Raw genomic sequence first — 17575 nt, 5'->3', positions numbered from 1 at the left:
GATCCCTAGCGCCGCGTCATCGCGATGCGGATCAGGGCGCGTTCCATCAGAGCCATGCCAGGGGCCTTGCTGGCGGACCGCAGCGTCAGGTCGGTCTCCAGTAGGATCGCCACCGCCGTCTCCAGCGCGCGGACGCCCCATTGCCCTGCCTGGCGGCCCATCGCATCCTTTTGCTTGAAGTTCACCCGCGCCTTCTGGATGCCCACGCCCGGCCCCTGCGGATCGGTCGCCGCCGCGTGCAGGATGCGGAAGTGCCTCAGCGCCCCGATGCAGATCGTGACCGGCTGCACCCCCTGCCCCTCCAACCGCCGGAAGAGCGGGCCGATCGCCTTGCTGCGCGCCTCGGCCACGGCGTCGATCAATTCGTCCACCTCGGCCTCGATGGTCGCCGGGGCCATCGCTGCGACGTCGGCGGGCGTCAGGGGCGTCGTGTCGCCATACTTGTAAAGCGCGATCTTCTCCAGCGTTTGTCGGAAGTCGCCGGGGTCCAGCGCGCGGGCCAGGGTGTTGAGGTCGTTCATCGCCTCGCGGTCGATGTCGCGCAGGCCCGCCTTCTTCAGCGCGTCCTCGATCTCTTCCCGGCTGGGCGGATCGTCGTAAAGCCCGATGGAAACGGCCGAGGGATGCTTCTCGAACAGGGTCTTCAGCGCCGATTTCCCGGTCAGGTTCCCCGCCGTGACCACGATGACCGCGTCCCCTGGCTTCCATTCGGCCAGGGCCACGGCGATGGTATCTGCCAGCCCATCGGTCGCCTCCTCGACGAAGGCCACCCGGGGGCCAGGGAAGAACCCCACGGCCTTGATCGCATCCAGAAGCAGGCTGCCGTCCTTGCGCAGGTCGGCCCCGGACATCCGGGTCAGCCGCATCTCCGCCTCGCCTTCGGGCCCGACAAGCGCCGCGATGGCCTCCTGGCGCTTCAGCGCCACCCGCATGGCATCGGCCCCGAAAATCAGAAGCCCTGTCCGCGCGGGATCGGGTTTCGCGCAGTAGCGAGCGGCCTCCGCCCCCTTCAGGATCATGGCAGGCTGGCGGCTGCGCCGATCAGCCGGGCGGTGATCTGGTCGGCCAGGATGCGCATCAGTCGATAAGCCGCATCCTCTTCGGCCGCCAGGAGCGCCACAGTGGACCCGGTCGCATTGTAGGCCGTGAAGCCTTGCACCCGCCCGCCCGTCACCCGGACCCCAGAGGCCTGATCGGTCAGACTGTAATCCACCACGCCCTTCACGTTGTAGCGGGTGATCGTGGCGTCGGCGGTGTAGCCCACACCCACGGTCTGGGTCGTGATCGTGTAGGCAAGGTCATAGCGCGGCGCCTCGGGTCGGCCCAGCCGTTCCTCAAGCCGCTCGACCAGGTCGAACCCGTTCTTGTCCACCGGGTCCTGAACCCGCACGGTCCCGGCAAGCTTTGCGGCAGACCCCCCCGGACCATAGGCCGGGGTGAAGCCGCAGGCGGCCAAGGCCAGCGGGGCCAGAAGCAGCGCACGGCGTGAGACCCCCACCCCTTGGGGGAGAAGGCCGGGGCGACGGGTCAGGCGGTCAGACGACGACATTGATGATGCGACCCGGGACGACGATGATCTTCTTCACCGGTTGCCCGGCAAGGAACTTCACCACAGCTTCGTCCGCGAGCGCGATCTTTTCAACCTCGGGAATGGGCATGTCCTTCGGCACGCTGATTTCCGCCCGGCGCTTGCCGTTGATCTGGATCGGCAGGGTCACCGTGTCGTCGACCAGAAGCGCCGGGTCTGCCTTGGGCCAGGGCGCACTGGTGCACAGCCCTTCTCCGCCCTGCGCGGCCCAGACTGCCTCGGCCAGGTGCGGCGTCATCGGCGACATGAGCTTGGCCAGCGTCCGGATCGCCTCGCGCATCACTGCGGTCGAACCGTTGGCCCTGCTGATCGTGTTGGTGAAGCCGTAGAGGCTGGCAATCGCCTTGTTGAAAGCAAAGCCCTCGATGCCCCGGGTCACCTCATCGATGGCGCGGGCCGTAGCCTTGGCCAGAGCCTCGTCGCCCTCGCCCTGGTGGTCGGCGGGCATTTCGCCGATCCGGGTCGACAGCGCCCAGACGCGGGAGAGGTGCTTGAACGCCGCCTCGACGCCCGAGGTCGTCCATTCCACGTCACGTTCCGGGGGCGAATCCGACATCACGAACCAGCGCGCCGTGTCCGCGCCGAACTGGGCGATGATGTTCATCGGGTCGACGACGTTCTTCTTCGACTTCGACATCTTGGCCGAGGGCACGATCTCGATCGCGGTCCCTGCCGCCTCTTCGAGCTTCGCTTTCAGCTGGTCCTCGGTCAGCTCCGACAGGTCCGTCGGATGGTCCGCGCGCAGGAAGGCCACCGGCTCGTTGCCGATGTTGAAGCGCAGGATGTCCTCGGGCAGGTGATAGACCGGGCGGCCCTGGGCGTCGGTGGACTTGTAGATCTCGTGCGTCACCATCCCTTGCGTGAACAGCGCGTTGAACGGCTCGATGGCCTTCTTGGGCAGGTGGCCGGTCTTCTGCATCGCCCGTGCGAAGAAGCGCGAATACAGCAGGTGCAGGATCGCATGCTCGATCCCGCCGATGTACTGGTCGACGTTCATCCAGTAGTCGGCGTCTTCCAGCACCGTCGGCGTCGTCGCGCGGGGCGCGGTGAAGCGGGCGTAGTACCAGCTGGAATCGACGAAGGTGTCCATCGTGTCCGTCTCGCGCCGGGCCTTGGCGCCGCACTTCGGGCAGGTGCAGTCGCGCCAGGTCGGGTGGCGGTCCAGCGGGTTGCCAGGGACATCGAAGGTCACGTCGTAGGGCAGTTCGATCGGCAGGTTCGCCTTCGCTTCCGGCACGACGCCGCAGGTCGCGCAGTGGATCACCGGGATCGGGCAGCCCCAATAGCGCTGCCGGCTGACGCCCCAGTCGCGCAAGCGGTACTTGGTGACGCCCTTGCCGTAGCCATTCGCCTCGGCATGGGCGATGGCCGCGTTGACGCCTTCTTCGCCGGTCTGCACTTCGGCACCGGCAAAGCCACGGATGTAGTGGACCTTCTCCGACTTCATCGGCACGAAGGCCTCGGTCAGCGCGGCATCCGCGCCGTCGGCTGTGAAGACCGGCTTGATCGGCAGTCCGTACTTGGTGGCAAAGTCGAAGTCCCGCTGGTCATGCGCCGGGCAGCCGAAGATCGCGCCGGTGCCATAGTCCATCAGGATGAAGTTCGCGATCCAGACCGGGAGTTCCCAATTGGGATCAAGCGGATGCTTCACCCGGATGCCGGTGTCATAACCGATCTTCTCCGCCGTCTCGATCTCTTCCGCCGAGGTGCCACCCTTGCGGCACAGCGCCACGAACTCGGCCACTTTCGGGTCCGTCTCCAGGGCCTTGGCCAGCGGGTGATCCGGGCTGATCGCTGCGAAGCTTGCCCCCATTAGAGTGTCGGGCCGGGTCGTATAGACCTCCAGCTTAGCAAAGCCCGCAGGAGCCCCCACCGTCTCGAACGCAAACTGCAACCCGCGCGACTTGCCGATCCAGTTCGCCTGCATCAGGCGCACCTTTTCTGGCCAGTTCGTCAGACCGTCGAGCGCCGACAGCAGCTCTTCGGAATAATCGGAGATCTTGAAGAACCACTGCGTCAGCTCGCGCCGCTCCACCGCCGCGCCGGACCGCCAGCCCTTGCCGTCGATCACCTGCTCGTTGGCCAGCACCGTCATGTCCACGGGGTCCCAGTTGACCACGGCGGCCTTCCGGTAGACCAAGCCGGCCTCCATCATGTCGATGAACATCGCCTGCTGCTGGCCGTAATACTCCGGGTCGCAGGTCGCCAGTTCCCGCGACCAGTCGATCGACAGGCCCAGAGGCTTCATCTGCGCCTTCATGTCCGCGATATTGCCGTAGGTCCAATCCTTCGGATGTCCGCCCCGCTCCATCGCCGCATTCTCGGCCGGCATCCCGAAGGCGTCCCAGCCCATCGGGTGCAGCACGGAATAGCCCTGCGCCAGCTTCGTCCGCGCCACCACGTCGCCCATCGTGTAGTTGCGCACATGCCCCATATGGATGCGCCCCGAGGGATAGGGGAACATCTCCAGCACATAATACTTGGGCTTCGCCGGATCGCGCCGCGCCGTGAAGGTCCCTGCCTTCTCCCAGGCGTCCTGCCATTGGGGTTCGATCACCGAAGGGTCATAGCGCGACATCAGGAGCCTCATGCGGAATTCAGCGCGAATTGCGGGGCGGAATTACACATGCGCCGGGGGAAAGGTCCACCCCTTCCCCGCCTTGCATCGGTACCGAAACGCTTAAAGCTTGCTGTCGCGGACCCGCAGCTGCCGCGCCCGGGTCAGGATCGCGTCCTCGACTGCCCGCACGGTCTCCGGAGCCACCGCCCCGCCGCCCTGCCCCTGCAGCGCCACCTTCAGGCTGCGCGCATCCAGCGCCGGGTCCTGCACATAGATCGTCGCGCGATAGGCCCGACCCCCGCCCGGAGGCCGCCCGTACCCCGTCACGATCACCCCGGTGAACGGGTCCACCGATTCGATGGGCAGGAAGTTCAGCACCTCGAGGCTCGCTTGCCAGATGTACTTGTTGACTTCGACCGTGGTGTTCGGGTTGTCCGAGCTCGAGAACAGGTCCCAGATGGTCGAGCCGCGCTCCTCCCGGTCCGGATTCGCCGCCGCGTTGGCCGCGCGCTGGGCATCGGCCCGCTCCTTGCGGGTCATCTGGTCCTGCGTGGGGATCGAGGCGCGATTGCCGAACAGGTTGCCGCTGCCGATCCCGCCGCCACAAGCGGACAGCGAAAGGACAAGACCCGTTGCCAGAGCCGCTTTGCTGAGTTGTTGCAAGTTCATCCGGCCACCTTTGGAACCCTTGCCTGCTGTCTAGCGCGGCGTCCGGGGCCTGCCAAGGGCTTTCGCTCCCCTGCGCGGTCGGGCGCGGGCGACGGGCGCGTTGGGCGGCGATTCCAGACCTGTGGCTTTGCTGCACCAATTTTGGGCCGAATTCTCCCCGGCGGTTTGGAAGCGTTGCAATCGTGGGCGGCAAGGGTGAAATACGGCTCATTCCCCTGCGGATTCCCCTGCGGCGGGCTTACCTTGAAGAAAGAGGGAAAACATGAAAAAGATTCTTCTCGCGACCAGCGCCGTTGCTCTGATGGCTGGCGCCGCCTCCGCAGAAGTCGCCCTGTCGGGTTCGGCCCGCATGGGTCTGGTGTATGCTGACGATGGCACCGACACTTCGACCGCCTTCTCGTCGCGCGTTCGTATCGTCTTCACCGCTTCGGGCGAAACCGACACCGGCCTGGCATTCGGCGCCTCGATGCGCGCTGACCAGTTCGGCGGCAACAGCAACGACGGCTCGAATGGTTCCTCGGGCAACTCGGGCACCACGAACGGCGACTCGACCGTGTTCATCTCGGGCGGCTTCGGCAAGCTGACGATGGGTGACGTCGGCGGCGCTGCTGACGCTCTCGTCGGCCAGGTCTCGGGCGTGGGCTATGGCCCGAACGACTCGCTGCAGGAAATCAACTTCATCAACACCACCAAGACCGCCGCTTACTACGAGTATAGCGCTGGCGCGCTGACCTTCGGCCTCGGCGCTGGTCAGATCGAAGGCGGTGAAGAGCTGAGCATCGGCGTGAAGTATGCGACCGACGCCTACTCGGCCGCTCTGGCCTACGAAACCGACGGCGTGACCGACATCGACATGGTCTCGCTCGGCGGTTCGGCGACCTTCGGTGCGGCGACTGTCAAGGCCCGCATCTCGGACGTGAACGTGGCTGGTGCTGACACCGTCTACGCTCTGTCGCTCGACTACGCGATCGGTGCTACCACTCTTACCGCGTTCTACACCGACTTCGGCAACGACGCTGGCGGCTTCAACGGCGCTTACACTGCCGGCAGCACCGACACCCAGCACATCGGCATCGGCGCGGCCTACGACCTCGGCGGCGGTGCGACCGTTGCCGGCGGTATCGTTCGCCAGAACAACGACGGCGTTGACGATCTCACGGTGGCCGACGTCGGTCTGAAGTTCTCGTTCTAATTCACTCGGATTGGACGAACGGAAAGAGCGGGCCTTGCGCCCGCTCTTTTCTTTTGCACTGCCCGATTGTTGCGCGCCGAACACAGGGTGTGGTGCACGGCGACGGTTCAAACAGCGAAAGATTGAAAAGTATGCATGTGAAGCGCCTAGTGATCAAAAATCACGAGGGCACGTCCAGATGAGAACGCTTCTTGCATCCACCGCCATTCTTGCAGCCACAGTCGGCATCGCTTCGGCCGAAGTAGCCGTCACCGGCACGGCCCGCATGGGTCTGATCGACACCTTCGGTGACACCGGGGTCCAGTTCTCCAGCCGCGTCCGGATCAACTTCACCGCCTCGGGCCAAACCGACACCGGCCTGTCGTTCGGCGCTTCGATGCGCGCTGACCAATTTGGCGGCAATTCAAACGACGGCTCGAACGGCTCGTCGGGCAATACCGGCGACACAAACGGTGACTCGACCGTCTACATCTCGGGCGGCTTCGGCAAGCTGACCATGGGCGACGTGGACGGGGCCGCGAATGCCGCGTCGGGCCAGACGGATGGCGTGGGCTACACTGGTCTCAGCGACCTGAACGAGATCACCTATCTGGCCAACGGTGGCACCGACTTCAACGGTCCCGGCATCGGCCTCGATGATCCGCAGGATACCTCGGTCCTTTACGAATACACGGCCGGAAGCCTGTCTTTCTACCTGTCGTCCACGCAACTCGACCGTGCCATCGGTGCCGAGGCGAAGTCGATCGCCGCGAAGTATTCCACCGGCGCCTATGCGGTCTCGCTTGGCTACGAGAACCTCGATGCCCAGGACGACTACGAATGGGAGCAGTTCGTGCTGGGCGGCTCGGCAACCTTCGGCGGCGTGACGCTGAAGGCGATCTATGCCGACGGAAAGAACAACCAGGGCGACGAGTGGAAGCAGCACTCCCTCTCGGCGACCTATGCCGTGGACGCGCTCAGCCTCACCGCCTTCGTCTCGGATGACGAGGACCTGCTGTCGAACGACCTCGCCACGGCGTCGAACGTCCGGGCCTATGGTCTTGGCGCGTCCTACGATCTTGGCGGCGGGGCCAAGGTTTCCGGCGGCTATGTCAAGAACCGGACCGACGACACCGACGCCGTGGACCTGGGCCTGTCCTTCTCGTTCTGACCTTTGATCGGAAGACCCGGAAGAGCGGGCCTTGCGCCCGCTCTTTTCTTTTCGCCCGGTCCCGTTAGGTTGCGCTGCAACAGGGGGATGGCATGGCATTGACGGACATCACGGAACGGTTGCGCGCGGCGGAACGGGCGGCCGGGCGGGCCGAAGGCTCGGTCAAGCTGATCGCGGTGTCGAAGGTGCAGCCGGCCGAACGTGTCGAGGCTGTGCTGCAGCAGGGCCACCGCGTCTTTGGCGAGAACTATGTGCAGGAGGCCGCAGGAAAGTGGCCCGCCTGGCGCGACCGCTTCGGACCGCTGGAGCTGCACATGATCGGGCCCCTGCAGACCAACAAGGCCAAGGTCGCCGTGGATCTGTTCGACGCGATCCACACGCTGGACCGGCCCTCGCTGGCGCAGAAGCTTGCTAGTCTGCAGCAGGCGCGGGGCTCGTTGCCGCAGCTTTTCGTCCAGGTGAACACCGGGGAAGAGCCGCAGAAGGCAGGCGTCCTCCCTGCCGATTTTGCTGGTTTCCTGAAGGATTGCCGCGCGATGGAGCTGTCTCCCGTGGGCCTCATGTGCATCCCGCCCGAGGATCAGGACTCCGCCCCCCATTTCGCCATGCTGGCCCGGATGGCCGCCGACCATGGGCTGTCCGGCCTGTCGATGGGGATGAGCGGCGACTTCGAATCCGCCGTGGCGCATGGGGCGACCCATGTCCGCGTTGGCAGCGCGATCTTCGGGGCGCGCAGCTACCCGACGGCCTGACCCAGGACCTCCGCGCTGTCCCGCGGTTTACCCCTGGCCTGGCGCTTTCAGGCCGGGAACTGCACTCGAAACCCGCGTCCCCTCTCCCCTCGGGGGAGAGGGCCAGGGTGAGGGGGCGCCCGGTTTTTCACCTTAACAGATCCCTAACGCCCACGAGTATCTTGTTGATACCAAATCGAAATCCAGAAATGTCCACCGTGGACGGCTACAGCAGCCAGACCCTCGCATAGGGCGGCAGCACGACCTGGCCGCCATGCGGCTGGACCTCGGCCTCGGACAGGGCGTCCCACATCCGGCTGACCCCCAGCGCCCGCACCCACCCCTCTGGCAGGTGCTGCCACTGTTCGGTGAAGTTGAAGAGCCCCAGCAGCACCCCCGTCGGCGCGACCCTTTGGAAGGCCAGCACCGCGTCGTTGCCCGAAGCCACCACCCGCACCGGGTTTGCCGCGTGCAGCTCCCCCGTGGCCCGCCGCCGGGCCAGGATGTGGCGGACGCCCCCGAACACCCGGGCCGAGGGTGTCTCGCCCTCCGCTCGGTCCTCGGCCAGGGTCCAGTCCATCCGCGGCCGGTGGACCCAGCGGCTGTCATGGGCGTGGTGGGGGTTCTGGAGGTAGCCGTAGTCGTTCAGAAGCGCGAGCTCGTCGCCCATGTAGATCAGCGGAATGCCCCCCCAGGCCGCGATCAGCGCGTGGCCCATCAGGATGCGCTGCACGGCAAGGTCGGCCTCTCCCGCGTCGCGAGCGGTTTCCAGACCGGCGAGGCTGGCGAAGGACCCCGAGATCCGCTTGTCCCCGGTCAGCTCGTTGACCTGGAACAGCGCGCCCTTCGCGAAGGTGCCGGGGAAGCTGCCCTCGTAGAAGTCCGACAGGAAGTTCCGGTGCGCGTGGCCCGACAGCCCCACGGCGGCGGCGTCCTCATCGGTCACGGCCCAGCCGATGTCGTCATGGCAGCGGATATAGGTCGCATAGGTGGCGTTGGTCAGCCGGTCCGGGAAATGGGTGCCCAGCACGTGGGTCATCAGCCGCGTGTCCCGCGTCGCCAGCGCCGACCAGAACTGCACCATCAAGCTGTTGTGGTAGGCGAGATTGCCTTCCTTCCCGTCGTGCTTGCCGCGCCCGAGGTAGGGCAGCATCTCGGAGGGCGCGACGATCGCCTCCTCCAGGTGGATCACCGCCGCCGAGGCGATGCGCGAGCACGCCCGCAGCGCCTGGAGGATCATGTGGACCTCCGGTTCCGATTGGCAGCGGGTGCCCAGCCGCTTCCACATGAAGGCCACCGCATCCAGCCGGAGCACGTCGACGCCCTTGTTGGCAAGGAACAGCATGACCTCGACGATCTCGAGAAACACCGCCGGATTGGCCCAGTTCAGGTCCCACTGGTGTTCGTTGAAGGTCGTCCAGACCCATTTCCCGATCTCGGGGTAATGGGTGAAGTTGCCCGGCGCGTTGTCGGGGAAGACCTCGACCAGCGTCTGCTCGTACAGCGTCGGAAGGTCGGGCGTGTCGAACATCAGGTAGTAGTCCTGGTACTTCGGATCGCCCTTCGCCGCCTTCTTCGCCCAGGCATGTTCCTTTGCCGTGTGGTTCAAAACGAGGTCCACGCACAAGGACATCCCCCGCGCGCGCAGGGCGGCGCTGACCGCCTCGAAATCCGCCATCGTGCCGAAGGCCGGGTTGATCTGGCGGTAGTCCATCACCGAATAGCCGCCGTCCGAGTCGCCGGGCCGCGGCTTCAGGCAGGGCATCAGGTGGACATAGGTGATCCCGAGGTCCTCCAGGTAGTCGAGCTTGTCCAGGACGCCCTGCAACGAGCCGTTGAAGCGGTCGATGTAGAAGACATAGCCCGCCATGTCGGGGCGCTGGAACCAGTCGGGCTCAAGATCGCGCGCGAGGTCGAGCCGCTTCAGGTCGGCGGGGCGGTCGTCCCAACCCTTCCTCAGCGCCTTGATCAGCTTTTCCCGGAAGGCCGGAAAGTCGGGGTGCGTGCCGTAAAGCGCTTCCAGCATCGGGAAGAGGTCAGGCAAAGACCGGGCAAGCCGCAGGTCGAAAATCTCGTCATCTGCGCTATGTCCTGCCGGCATCGAATCCTCCCGAATTCCGGGCAGATTATGCAATCCAAAGCGTTTCGGAAAGGGGTTTACAGCCTTATGACCAGCCGCGTCTGGTGTCGGATCCGTGGGGCGATCCAGTGCAGGTCGCGGCGCGACAGGGCAACGCAACCGGCTGTGGGGGCACCGGGGCGGCGCCATTGGTGGATGAAGATGGCCGAGCCGCGACCGGGCTCGGCATGGGGCCAGTTCCAGTCGGTCAAGATCACCAGGTCATACATCGGATCGGCGCGGCGCAGACGCTCGTGGCTGAACCCGTGCGGCGCGCGGACCATCAGGTTGTAGTTCGCGTCCGCCGGGTCATCAGACCACAGGTCCGACGGCCCGATGGGCAGCGCCCAGTCCGCGGGCCGTGTCAGCCGGTCGGGCCGATACAGCATCCCGACCAGCCGATGCACCCCCGCCGGAGTCGCCCCGTCCCCCTCGCGCTTCTTTGCAGCGGACACGATTCCATCGCGCCCGATGGAACAGGGGAACAGGCGTCCCATGAAGCGAAGTCCCATTGGGGTGACGACAAGATCAGTAATTTTGTACATGTGGCTTTCCTTTGCGCGGTATCCTGCCATGCGGGGCGCGCGGGGGGAACATAGCCTTTGCGCGGCGGTTGGGCGTAGGGTTGCAGGGGAGACCGCGATGGAACCGGACCTGAGACAGACGATCCTCGACCTCGAGACCGCCTTCTGGAACGCGATGCGCGACAAGGACGGGGCGGCGGCGGCAAAACTTTGCGGCGATACGGTGGTGGCCACCAATGCGATGGGGGTCAGTACGATGTCGCCGAAGAAGATGGCGACGATGACCGAAGAGGGCGACTGGACGCTTGGCAGTTTCAGCTTCAGCGAAGTCCATGTCACCTCGCCTTTGCCCGACGTGGCCGTGATCGGCTACCTGGTGCGGCAAGAGGTGACGCGGGGCGGCCAGAAGGGGGAATACACGGCAGCGGAGTGTTCGACCTGGGTGCACAAGGACGACGGCTGGCTCTGCCACGCCCACTGTGAATCGGCGCTAGAGAAGGTGACCTGACTTCGCCGCCTTGGTGGCAAGGTAGGCCCGGTTCTCGGCCGTCTCGCCGACCCGCAGGGCGACGCGTTCGGTCACGTGCAACCCGCAACCTTCCATCATCGCAAGCTTCTTCGGGTTGTTCGTCAGAAGCCGAACCGAGGAAAATCCCAGCTTGCGCAGAATCTCGGCCCCGATGCGGAAATCGCGCTCGTCGTCCTCGAAACCCAGGCGGTGGTTCGCCTCGACCGTGTCGAACCCCTGGTCCTGCAGCGAATAGGCCCGCATCTTGTTCGCAAGCCCGATCCCGCGCCCTTCCTGGTTGAGGTAAAGAAGGACGCCGGCCCCCTCCTCACCCATCTGGGCCAGGGCCGCCCGCAGCTGCGGACCGCAGTCGCATTTCAGCGACCCCAGCACATCCCCCGTGAAGCAGGCCGAGTGGAGCCGCGCCAGCACGGGCTTCGACCGGTCGGGGCGGCCGATCTCGATCGCGTAATGCTCTTCGCCGCCGTCGTCGGGCCGGAAGACATGGACCCGTCCGGCGCTGGAGGCGACAAGGGGCACGCGGGCCGAGACGACTTCGTCCATCGGGGGAAGCGCGGCCAGTGCCGGGGCAATCTCGTCCAGGACGAGAAGCGTCAAGCCATGCGTTCCGGCCAGCGCAAGGGCGTCGGCCACCGGCACCAGAAGGGCGGCCGGAAGAAGGTGGGCGGTCTTGGCCAGGCCCAGCGCCGCCCGCGCAAGGTCGGGCGAGTCGTCGCGGACCGATTGCAGCGGCCCCTTCATCGGGGTGCGGAGGTCATCCGCGGGGTCGGCCACGGACCGCAGCCAGTCGAGACCCGTGTCAGAGGGCGGCACGATCCGCGCCAGATCGCCGTCGTAGGCACGGGCCTTCAGCGTCTCGGCCCGGCGTGCGGTGATGGCCAGCACGGGGGGTCCGAAACTGCGCAGGTCGGCCAGTCGCGTGGCATCCAGCGTCTCGACGGCGGCGACCAGCGCGGCGCCCTGGGACCCGCACAGCACCACCGGCACCCCCATGCGCAGATCGGCACGGGCGCGGGTCAGGCGTTCGGGGATGGAGAGGCCAAGCGACATGCCCCTATCTAGGCTGCATTGGCGCGGGGCGGAAGGCCCTTGCGCGGCCTTACAGGGTGGGACAGGCGATCAGGATTTCCGCCGGTGCGATGGCAGTCTCGGGCGGGAGCAGGCGGTGGTGGTGCAGGAAATGCAGCGAAACCCGCCGCGCATCCTGGCGAAAATCGTGGTGCAGAACCAGGCTTAGGCGGCCCTCGGCCAGAAGCTGGCGGTTGATCCTGTCCAGGTCATGCGCAATGAACACGTCGATCTTCCGTGCGGCCTCCGCAAAGGCATCGAGGATCGCCCGGTTGCCCCCGCCGATGGAATAGACGCAGCCGATGTCGGGGTGGCGATCCAGCGCCTTCAGCACCAGAAGGCGCGTGGTGCGGTCGACGCCCAGACCTTCCGAGACGGTGACGGTCGGAACTTCCCGTGCGCTGCGCCGAAGCTGGTCCAGGAAGCCCACGCGACGCGCCTCCTCGCCCTGGAACATCTGCGACGAGAGCGTGATGAGCACGCGCGAGTCCGGGTCCCGCCGCATCTTCTGCATCAGGTAGGCGGCGGTTGCCCCGGCGCGGTGGTTCTCCATCCCGACATAGGCGAGCCTGAGGGTCGGCGCGATGTCGGTGACATAGGTGACGACCGGAATTCCCCGATGGGCAAGGCTTGCCAGGCTGGCTTCGATGGCCGGGGTGGCCGGAACCTTCAACACGATACCATGGCTTCCGCGCCGGGCGATGGCGGTCAGGCGGGCGATGATCTCCTCTTCGGTCATCACCTCGGCCAGGTGGAACCGGGCGCGGAAGGCCACCGGGCGGACAAGGGGGAGTTCGGCCTCGAAGGCGGCGCGGACCTCGGAGGAGAAGCGGTCGGGGGACTGGATCAGGATGTCGATGGTGAAGCGGCGGCCCTGGACCAGGCTGCTTGCGTGTTGGCTTTCCAGCTCGGCCAGCGCCGCGGCCACCCTCTCGCGGGTCAGGGCGCGGACATGGTCGCGGCCATGAAGCGCCCGGTCGACGGTCGCCGCGCTGAGTCCGGCCTGGAATGCGATCTCCTTGATGCTGAACTTGCGCGCCATGCGCGAGTGTGAGGTGATTTTGAGGTGAAACGCAATTGTCCAATCCGGGGCCAAGCGGCAGGCTTGTCTCAACCCCCTGGAAAAGGAACCGCCATGAACGCTCCCGCCCAAGCCGCCCACCGCCCCGTCTGGATCAGCGCCGACAGCGGCGACTTCGAGGTGTTCAAGATGCAGGTCTCGCGGCGGACCAGGGTCGAGGATGTGCCGCAGGCCGCCGAAGTGGTGCAGAACATCCCGATCTATCGGGGCGAGACGGTTGCCCAGGCGGCGCGGGGCGCGCAGTCGCGGCGGGCGCTGACAGCCGAATGGGCCTGGGTCTTTGCCGACGGTCCCGGGATCGTGGTGATCCGCGATGCCCTGCCCGATGCCGCGGTGGTGGACCGCGCCTCGGCGATTTTCGAGGCGATCATTGCCGAGGAGAAGGCGGCGAACCTTGGCGGCGGCGACCATTTCGCGAAGCCCGGGGCCAATGACCGGATCTGGAACTCGCTGGAAAAGCACTGCCTGGCCGACCCGGCAAACTTCGCGGCCTATTACAGCGCGGACGCCCTGGCACTGGCATCGGAAGCCTGGCTCGGCCCGGCCTACCAGATGACCGCCCAAGTCAACCGGGTGAACCCGGGCGGCGCGGCGCAGGTGCCACACCGGGACTATCACCTGGGCTTCATGTCGCCCGCGCAGATGGCGCGTTTTCCCGCGCATATCCACGGAGTATCGCCGCTCCTGACGCTGCAGGGGGCGGTCGCGCATTGCGATATGCCGGTAGAGACCGGGCCGACGATGCTGCTGCCCTTCTCGCAGACCTTCCATGAGGGGTATCTCGCCTTCGGCCGCCCGGAATTCCAAGAGCATTTCGCCAAGCACTATGTTCAGTTGCCGCTGCAGAAGGGAGACGCGCTGTTCTTCAACCCGGCGGTCATGCATGGCGCGGGGACGAACCGGACGATGGACCGCTTCCGGATGGTCAACCTCTTGCAGGTGTCGTCAGCCTTCGGTCGGGCGATGGAATCGGTGGACCGGGCGCGGATGTGCCGGGCTGTCTTTCCGGTGCTGCGCCAAGGCGGGGCGGGGATCGACATCGCGAATGTCATCGCCTCGACGGCGGAAGGCTATCCATTCCCGACCAACCTGGACCGCAACCCGCCGATCGGGGGCCTTGCGCCGCGGAGCATGGCAGATTTCCTGAGCCAGGCGGTGCGCGAGGGCTGGTCCGACGGGCAACTGGACACCGCGTTGAATGACCTGGAACGCAAGAACGGCACCTGACGGCTGAAACATTGCTGACGGAACCGACACGACAGCGTGAGCATTTGGTAGCAAATCTTGCGAGGTTCGTGATCGGGGCGCATTTCCTCCGCAAGAGCAATGGAGGACACCATGGCCGGACTGCGGAAGATCCTGCTGGTCGATGACGACGACGACCTGCGCGAGGCGCTGAGCGAACAGCTGGTAATGACCGAGGACTTCGACGTGTTCGAGGCTGGCACCGGCGCCGAGGGCATGGAGAAGGTCAAGGGCGGTCTCTTCGACCTGGTGATCCTGGACGTGGGCCTGCCCGACACCGACGGGCGCGAGCTTTGCCGGCGGATGCGCAAGCAGGGCGTGAAGTGCCCGATCCTGATGCTGACCGGTCATGACACCGACAGCGACACGATCCTGGGCCTGGACGCGGGCGCGAACGACTATGTCACGAAGCCTTTCAAGTTCCCGGTGCTGCTGGCCCGCATCCGCGCCCAGTTGCGGACGCATGAACAGTCCGAGGACGCAGTGTTCCAGCTCGGCCCTTATACCTTCAAGCCCGCCCAGAAGATGCTGGTGGACGAGAAGGACAAGAAGATCCGGCTGACCGAGAAGGAAACCAACATCCTCAAGTACCTCTACCGGTCGACAACCGGGGTCGTGGCGCGGGATGTGCTGCTGCACGAGGTTTGGGGCTACAATGCGGGCGTGACTACCCACACGCTTGAGACGCATATCTACCGCCTGCGGCAGAAGATCGAGCCCGATCCCTCCAACGCGCGTCTTCTGGTGACGGAGAGCGGAGGGTATCGGCTGGTGGCCTAGCGGTTTGTTGCCCAGCGGCCACGCTCTCTGCGACCGCCATGCAACAAACACGAAATCTTGCCGCTTAGGGCTTATTGTTGCCGGATTCGCTTGCTACCTTTCTCGCATGCACCGGTTGTGCAGCAAGTTCCCCTGGTCGCGTCGGGGTTATGGCGCGGCATCCTCCCTGTTGGACCTGGCCGGGCTTCTTGCCCGGCCTTTTTTTGTCGCATTCGGCTTGCGCCAGATCAAATCGCGTTGCGCCCGGCTTCGGTAGGGTGGCTCACCTCCCCGTTCGATCTGCCGGGCACCTGCCCGGCTTCTTTTTTCCAGGTCTTGAGACTCGACCGCGTGAGGCTTACGGTCCCGCCTCCAATCTGCGGAGCCTGAGATGCCCTTCTCCCTTGCAACCTGGAACATCAACTCGGTCCGCCTGCGCGAGGCGCTGGTCTCGCGCCTGATGACCGAAGAGACGCCGGACATCCTGTGCCTGCAGGAATGCAAATGCCCGGTCGAGTTGATACCGTTGGAGGGGTTCCGGGCGCTGGGCTATGCCCATGTCGTCGCGCGGGGGCAGAAGGGCTACAACGGCGTGGCGATCCTGTCCAAGCTGCCGATCAGGGATGTGGGGGGCCACGACTTCGCCACTCTGGGCCATGCGCGGCATGTGGCGGGGCAGCTGGAGAATGGCGTCACCATCCACAATTTCTATGTTCCAGCCGGCGGCGACATACCAGATCGTGAGCAAAACCTCAAGTTTGGCCAGAAGCTCGACTTCCTGACCCACATGCGTGACCACTTCCACGGCGACAAGCCGGAGAAGGCGATCCTGGTGGGCGACCTGAACATCGCCCCGCGCGAGGATGATGTCTGGGACCACAAGGCGCTTCTGAAGATCGTCAGCCACACACCGGTGGAGGTCGATCACCTGGGCCAGGTGATGGAGTCGGGCAACTGGCAGGACATCACCCGCAAGGACATTCCAGAAGGGCGGCTTTACAGCTGGTGGAGCTACCGCAGCCCCGACTGGCACGCCGCCGACAAGGGCCGACGGCTGGATCACGTCTGGGCCACGCCCGACATCGCCAATGCCGCGCATTCGAGCCGCATCCTGCGCCCCGTGCGCGGGTGGGAGCAGCCCTCGGACCACGTCCCGGTCTTCGCCAGCTTCGACCTTTAGGGAACATTTCTCGCCGCCGACCGCTGATCCTTCAGGGCTAGGGAGGTGGAACGTGCGTCTGTGGCAACTGGTGGAACCCGAGTCACTTCCCGGCCTGTCGGGTGAGGGCACGAAGAAGCATGGCGGGCGATGGAACAGCCCGGGTCGTCCGGCCGTCTACTGCGCCTCGTCCCTCGCGCTCGCGGCGCTGGAAGTCTTCGTGAACCTGCCCCGCGACAAGCGGCGCGAGGGCAAGGTGCCAGAACAGAAGGCGGTGGAATACGACCTGCCCGATGACCTGTGTCGGATGTCCGGCTTTCCCGGCACCATGTCCGAGGAAGAGACCCGGCCACTTGGTGACGCCTGGCTGGAGGCCAAGGAGTGCCTGGCGCTAAGCGTGCCCAGCAACGTGGTGCCGCTGGAGGCCAACGTCGTCCTGAACCCGGACCATCCGGACATGGACAAGGTCACGGTTCTGCGGGTGGAGCCGTTCAGCTTCGACCCCAGGCTTCTGGACGATTGATTACTGCCCTGCCATCAGGGCCGAGAGGATCGCCTTGGCGCTGTCGCTGTCCCATTCGGCATCACCGATCAGGCGGGCGACCTCTTGCCCCTCGGGGTTCAGGATCACCGTCACCGGCAGGCCCATGACCCCCATCCCGCGGGCAAGCTCCGACTTCGGATCGCGCAGGATGGGCAGGCTGGTGATCTTGGCCTCTTCGAAGAACCGGTTGATCCCTTCCACGGCATTGCGACCGGTCGCCACGGGCACCACCGCAAGGCCGGGCATCGCGACCTGCAGGCGGTCCAGCGAGGGCATCTCGTGCCGGCAGGGGGCGCACCAGGTGGCCCAGAAGTTCAGTACCACCCATTTGCCCTTGTATTCGGCCAGGGAGTGCTCACCATCCTCGGCATCCAGCAGCACGGCTTCGGGGATCGTCACCGGCGCGTCGTGCAGCGCCAGCTTCTTCATGTCCCCGTCGCGCAAGGCGGCGACATCCGCCACCGCCGGGTTTGCACCGATCAGGAAGGCCGTGTAGAGGACGACCAGCAATTTCCGCACGCTTCTCACTCCAAAGGCCCATCCATGTCCGACAGCCGCGATCCCAAAGCCGCCAACCAGATGTGGGGCGGGCGCTTCGCCAGCGGGCCGGACGCGATCATGACGGCGATCAACGCCTCGATCGGGTTCGACCAGCGG

17 protein-coding genes are annotated in these 17575 nt (G+C 65.8%); 8 read left to right on the top strand and 9 right to left on the bottom strand.

Annotation, left to right across the window (positions count from 1 at the left end; all coding sequences use genetic code 11):
- Nucleotides 1-5 precede the first annotated feature (5 nt).
- The 4 genes from holA to ACE3Q6_RS07700 all read right to left on the bottom strand — a co-directional run bounded on the left by holA (nt 6) and on the right by ACE3Q6_RS07700 (nt 4817).
- The gene (gene holA, locus ACE3Q6_RS07715) at nt 6-1019 is read right to left on the bottom strand and encodes a DNA polymerase III subunit delta (RefSeq protein ID WP_374430479.1); all 1014 of its coding nucleotides are present in this window, start codon (nt 1017-1019) and stop codon (nt 6-8) included.
- Nucleotides 1016-1549, bottom strand: coding sequence for an LPS assembly lipoprotein LptE (lptE, locus tag ACE3Q6_RS07710; protein WP_374430477.1), 534 nt, complete (start codon nt 1547-1549; stop codon nt 1016-1018). The genes holA and lptE overlap by 4 nt, the downstream gene beginning before the upstream one ends.
- Nucleotides 1536-4166 (bottom strand): leucine--tRNA ligase, encoded by a 2631-nt coding sequence (gene leuS / locus ACE3Q6_RS07705; protein WP_374430474.1) that lies wholly within the window; start codon nt 4164-4166, stop codon nt 1536-1538. The genes lptE and leuS overlap by 14 nt, the downstream gene beginning before the upstream one ends.
- A gap of 102 nt (nt 4167-4268) precedes the next feature.
- Nucleotides 4269-4817 carry a DUF3576 domain-containing protein gene (locus tag ACE3Q6_RS07700; protein WP_374430468.1) on the bottom strand — a complete coding sequence of 183 codons (549 nt, stop codon included), beginning with the start codon at nt 4815-4817 and terminating at the stop codon, nt 4269-4271.
- Nucleotides 4818-5079: 262 nt separating this feature from the next.
- Between ACE3Q6_RS07700 and ACE3Q6_RS07695 the strand changes: the two genes are divergently transcribed.
- From ACE3Q6_RS07695 to ACE3Q6_RS07685, 3 genes are all read left to right on the top strand, one after another.
- Nucleotides 5080-6009, top strand: a complete 930-nt coding sequence (locus ACE3Q6_RS07695; RefSeq protein WP_374430466.1) for a porin — start codon at nt 5080-5082, stop codon at nt 6007-6009.
- 178 nt (nt 6010-6187) lie between these two features.
- Entirely contained in the window at nt 6188-7159 is a 972-nt protein-coding gene (locus tag ACE3Q6_RS07690) for a porin (RefSeq protein WP_374430463.1), read from the top strand.
- Nucleotides 7160-7251: 92 nt separating this feature from the next.
- A complete protein-coding gene (locus ACE3Q6_RS07685; protein WP_374430460.1) occupies nt 7252-7911 on the top strand; it encodes a YggS family pyridoxal phosphate-dependent enzyme in 660 nt (219 codons plus the stop codon).
- A gap of 205 nt (nt 7912-8116) precedes the next feature.
- Here the strand turns inward: ACE3Q6_RS07685 and ACE3Q6_RS07680 are convergent, their stop codons facing one another.
- Nucleotides 8117-9991 carry an amylosucrase gene (locus tag ACE3Q6_RS07680; RefSeq protein WP_374430458.1) on the bottom strand — a complete coding sequence of 625 codons (1875 nt, stop codon included), beginning with the start codon at nt 9989-9991 and terminating at the stop codon, nt 8117-8119.
- A 56-nt stretch (nt 9992-10047) separates the two neighbouring features.
- Complete coding sequence (locus tag ACE3Q6_RS07675) at nt 10048-10554, bottom strand: L,D-transpeptidase (protein ID WP_374430455.1); 507 nt, start codon at nt 10552-10554, stop codon at nt 10048-10050.
- Nucleotides 10555-10651: 97 nt separating this feature from the next.
- On the opposite strand from ACE3Q6_RS07675, the gene ACE3Q6_RS07670 reads away from it, so the two are divergent.
- Nucleotides 10652-11041: a nuclear transport factor 2 family protein gene (locus ACE3Q6_RS07670; protein ID WP_374430451.1), complete on the top strand. Its 390-nt coding sequence runs from the start codon at nt 10652-10654 to the stop codon at nt 11039-11041.
- Here the strand turns inward: ACE3Q6_RS07670 and ribA are convergent.
- The gene (gene ribA, locus ACE3Q6_RS07665; RefSeq protein ID WP_374430449.1) at nt 11024-12112 is read right to left on the bottom strand and encodes a GTP cyclohydrolase II; all 1089 of its coding nucleotides are present in this window, start codon (nt 12110-12112) and stop codon (nt 11024-11026) included. The genes ACE3Q6_RS07670 and ribA overlap by 18 nt on opposite strands.
- Before the next feature lie 49 nt (nt 12113-12161).
- Entirely contained in the window at nt 12162-13172 is a 1011-nt protein-coding gene (locus tag ACE3Q6_RS07660) for a LacI family DNA-binding transcriptional regulator (protein ID WP_374430447.1), read from the bottom strand.
- 93 nt (nt 13173-13265) lie between these two features.
- Here ACE3Q6_RS07660 and ACE3Q6_RS07655 point away from each other — a divergent pair, with 93 nt between their 5' ends.
- The 4 genes from ACE3Q6_RS07655 (at nt 13266) to ACE3Q6_RS07640 (ending at nt 16897) form a co-directional block, all read left to right on the top strand.
- A complete protein-coding gene (locus ACE3Q6_RS07655) occupies nt 13266-14438 on the top strand; it encodes a phytanoyl-CoA dioxygenase family protein (RefSeq protein WP_374430445.1) in 1173 nt (390 codons plus the stop codon).
- A gap of 111 nt (nt 14439-14549) precedes the next feature.
- A complete protein-coding gene (locus tag ACE3Q6_RS07650) occupies nt 14550-15236 on the top strand; it encodes a response regulator transcription factor (RefSeq protein WP_374430443.1) in 687 nt (228 codons plus the stop codon).
- A 370-nt stretch (nt 15237-15606) separates the two neighbouring features.
- On the top strand, nt 15607-16395 hold the full coding sequence (locus ACE3Q6_RS07645) for an exodeoxyribonuclease III (RefSeq protein WP_374430440.1): 789 nt from the start codon (nt 15607-15609) through the stop codon (nt 16393-16395).
- Between the two features lie 52 nt (nt 16396-16447).
- Nucleotides 16448-16897, top strand: a complete 450-nt coding sequence (locus tag ACE3Q6_RS07640; protein WP_374430438.1) for an RES family NAD+ phosphorylase — start codon at nt 16448-16450, stop codon at nt 16895-16897.
- Here ACE3Q6_RS07640 and ACE3Q6_RS07635 read toward each other — a convergent pair whose 3' ends face one another.
- On the bottom strand, nt 16898-17437 hold the full coding sequence (locus tag ACE3Q6_RS07635; protein WP_374430436.1) for a TlpA family protein disulfide reductase: 540 nt from the start codon (nt 17435-17437) through the stop codon (nt 16898-16900).
- Nucleotides 17438-17575: the final 138 nt, after the last annotated feature.

This window comes from Tabrizicola sp. (assembly GCF_041913445.1).
GTDB lineage: Bacteria > Pseudomonadota > Alphaproteobacteria > Rhodobacterales > Rhodobacteraceae > Tabrizicola.
Note: the sequence above shows the minus strand (reverse complement) of the source record. Positions and strands in the feature narration are given on the sequence as shown.

What these genes read in the sequence shown, in the direction of transcription:
- holA (WP_374430479.1), bottom strand. Translation starts at nt 1,019, where the DNA reads ATGATCCTGAAGGGGGCGGAGGCCGCTCGCTACTGCGCGAAACCCGAT.
- lptE (WP_374430477.1), bottom strand. Translation starts at nt 1,549, where the DNA reads ATGTCGTCGTCTGACCGCCTGACCCGTCGCCCCGGCCTTCTCCCCCAA.
- leuS (WP_374430474.1), bottom strand. Translation starts at nt 4,166, where the DNA reads ATGTCGCGCTATGACCCTTCGGTGATCGAACCCCAATGGCAGGACGCC.
- ACE3Q6_RS07700 (WP_374430468.1), bottom strand. Translation starts at nt 4,817, where the DNA reads ATGAACTTGCAACAACTCAGCAAAGCGGCTCTGGCAACGGGTCTTGTC.
- ACE3Q6_RS07695 (WP_374430466.1), top strand. Translation starts at nt 5,080, where the DNA reads ATGAAAAAGATTCTTCTCGCGACCAGCGCCGTTGCTCTGATGGCTGGC.
- ACE3Q6_RS07690 (WP_374430463.1), top strand. Translation starts at nt 6,188, where the DNA reads ATGAGAACGCTTCTTGCATCCACCGCCATTCTTGCAGCCACAGTCGGC.
- ACE3Q6_RS07685 (WP_374430460.1), top strand. Translation starts at nt 7,252, where the DNA reads ATGGCATTGACGGACATCACGGAACGGTTGCGCGCGGCGGAACGGGCG.
- ACE3Q6_RS07680 (WP_374430458.1), bottom strand. Translation starts at nt 9,991, where the DNA reads ATGCCGGCAGGACATAGCGCAGATGACGAGATTTTCGACCTGCGGCTT.
- ACE3Q6_RS07675 (WP_374430455.1), bottom strand. Translation starts at nt 10,554, where the DNA reads ATGTACAAAATTACTGATCTTGTCGTCACCCCAATGGGACTTCGCTTC.
- ACE3Q6_RS07670 (WP_374430451.1), top strand. Translation starts at nt 10,652, where the DNA reads ATGGAACCGGACCTGAGACAGACGATCCTCGACCTCGAGACCGCCTTC.
- ribA (WP_374430449.1), bottom strand. Translation starts at nt 12,112, where the DNA reads ATGTCGCTTGGCCTCTCCATCCCCGAACGCCTGACCCGCGCCCGTGCC.
- ACE3Q6_RS07660 (WP_374430447.1), bottom strand. Translation starts at nt 13,172, where the DNA reads ATGGCGCGCAAGTTCAGCATCAAGGAGATCGCATTCCAGGCCGGACTC.
- ACE3Q6_RS07655 (WP_374430445.1), top strand. Translation starts at nt 13,266, where the DNA reads ATGAACGCTCCCGCCCAAGCCGCCCACCGCCCCGTCTGGATCAGCGCC.
- ACE3Q6_RS07650 (WP_374430443.1), top strand. Translation starts at nt 14,550, where the DNA reads ATGGCCGGACTGCGGAAGATCCTGCTGGTCGATGACGACGACGACCTG.
- ACE3Q6_RS07645 (WP_374430440.1), top strand. Translation starts at nt 15,607, where the DNA reads ATGCCCTTCTCCCTTGCAACCTGGAACATCAACTCGGTCCGCCTGCGC.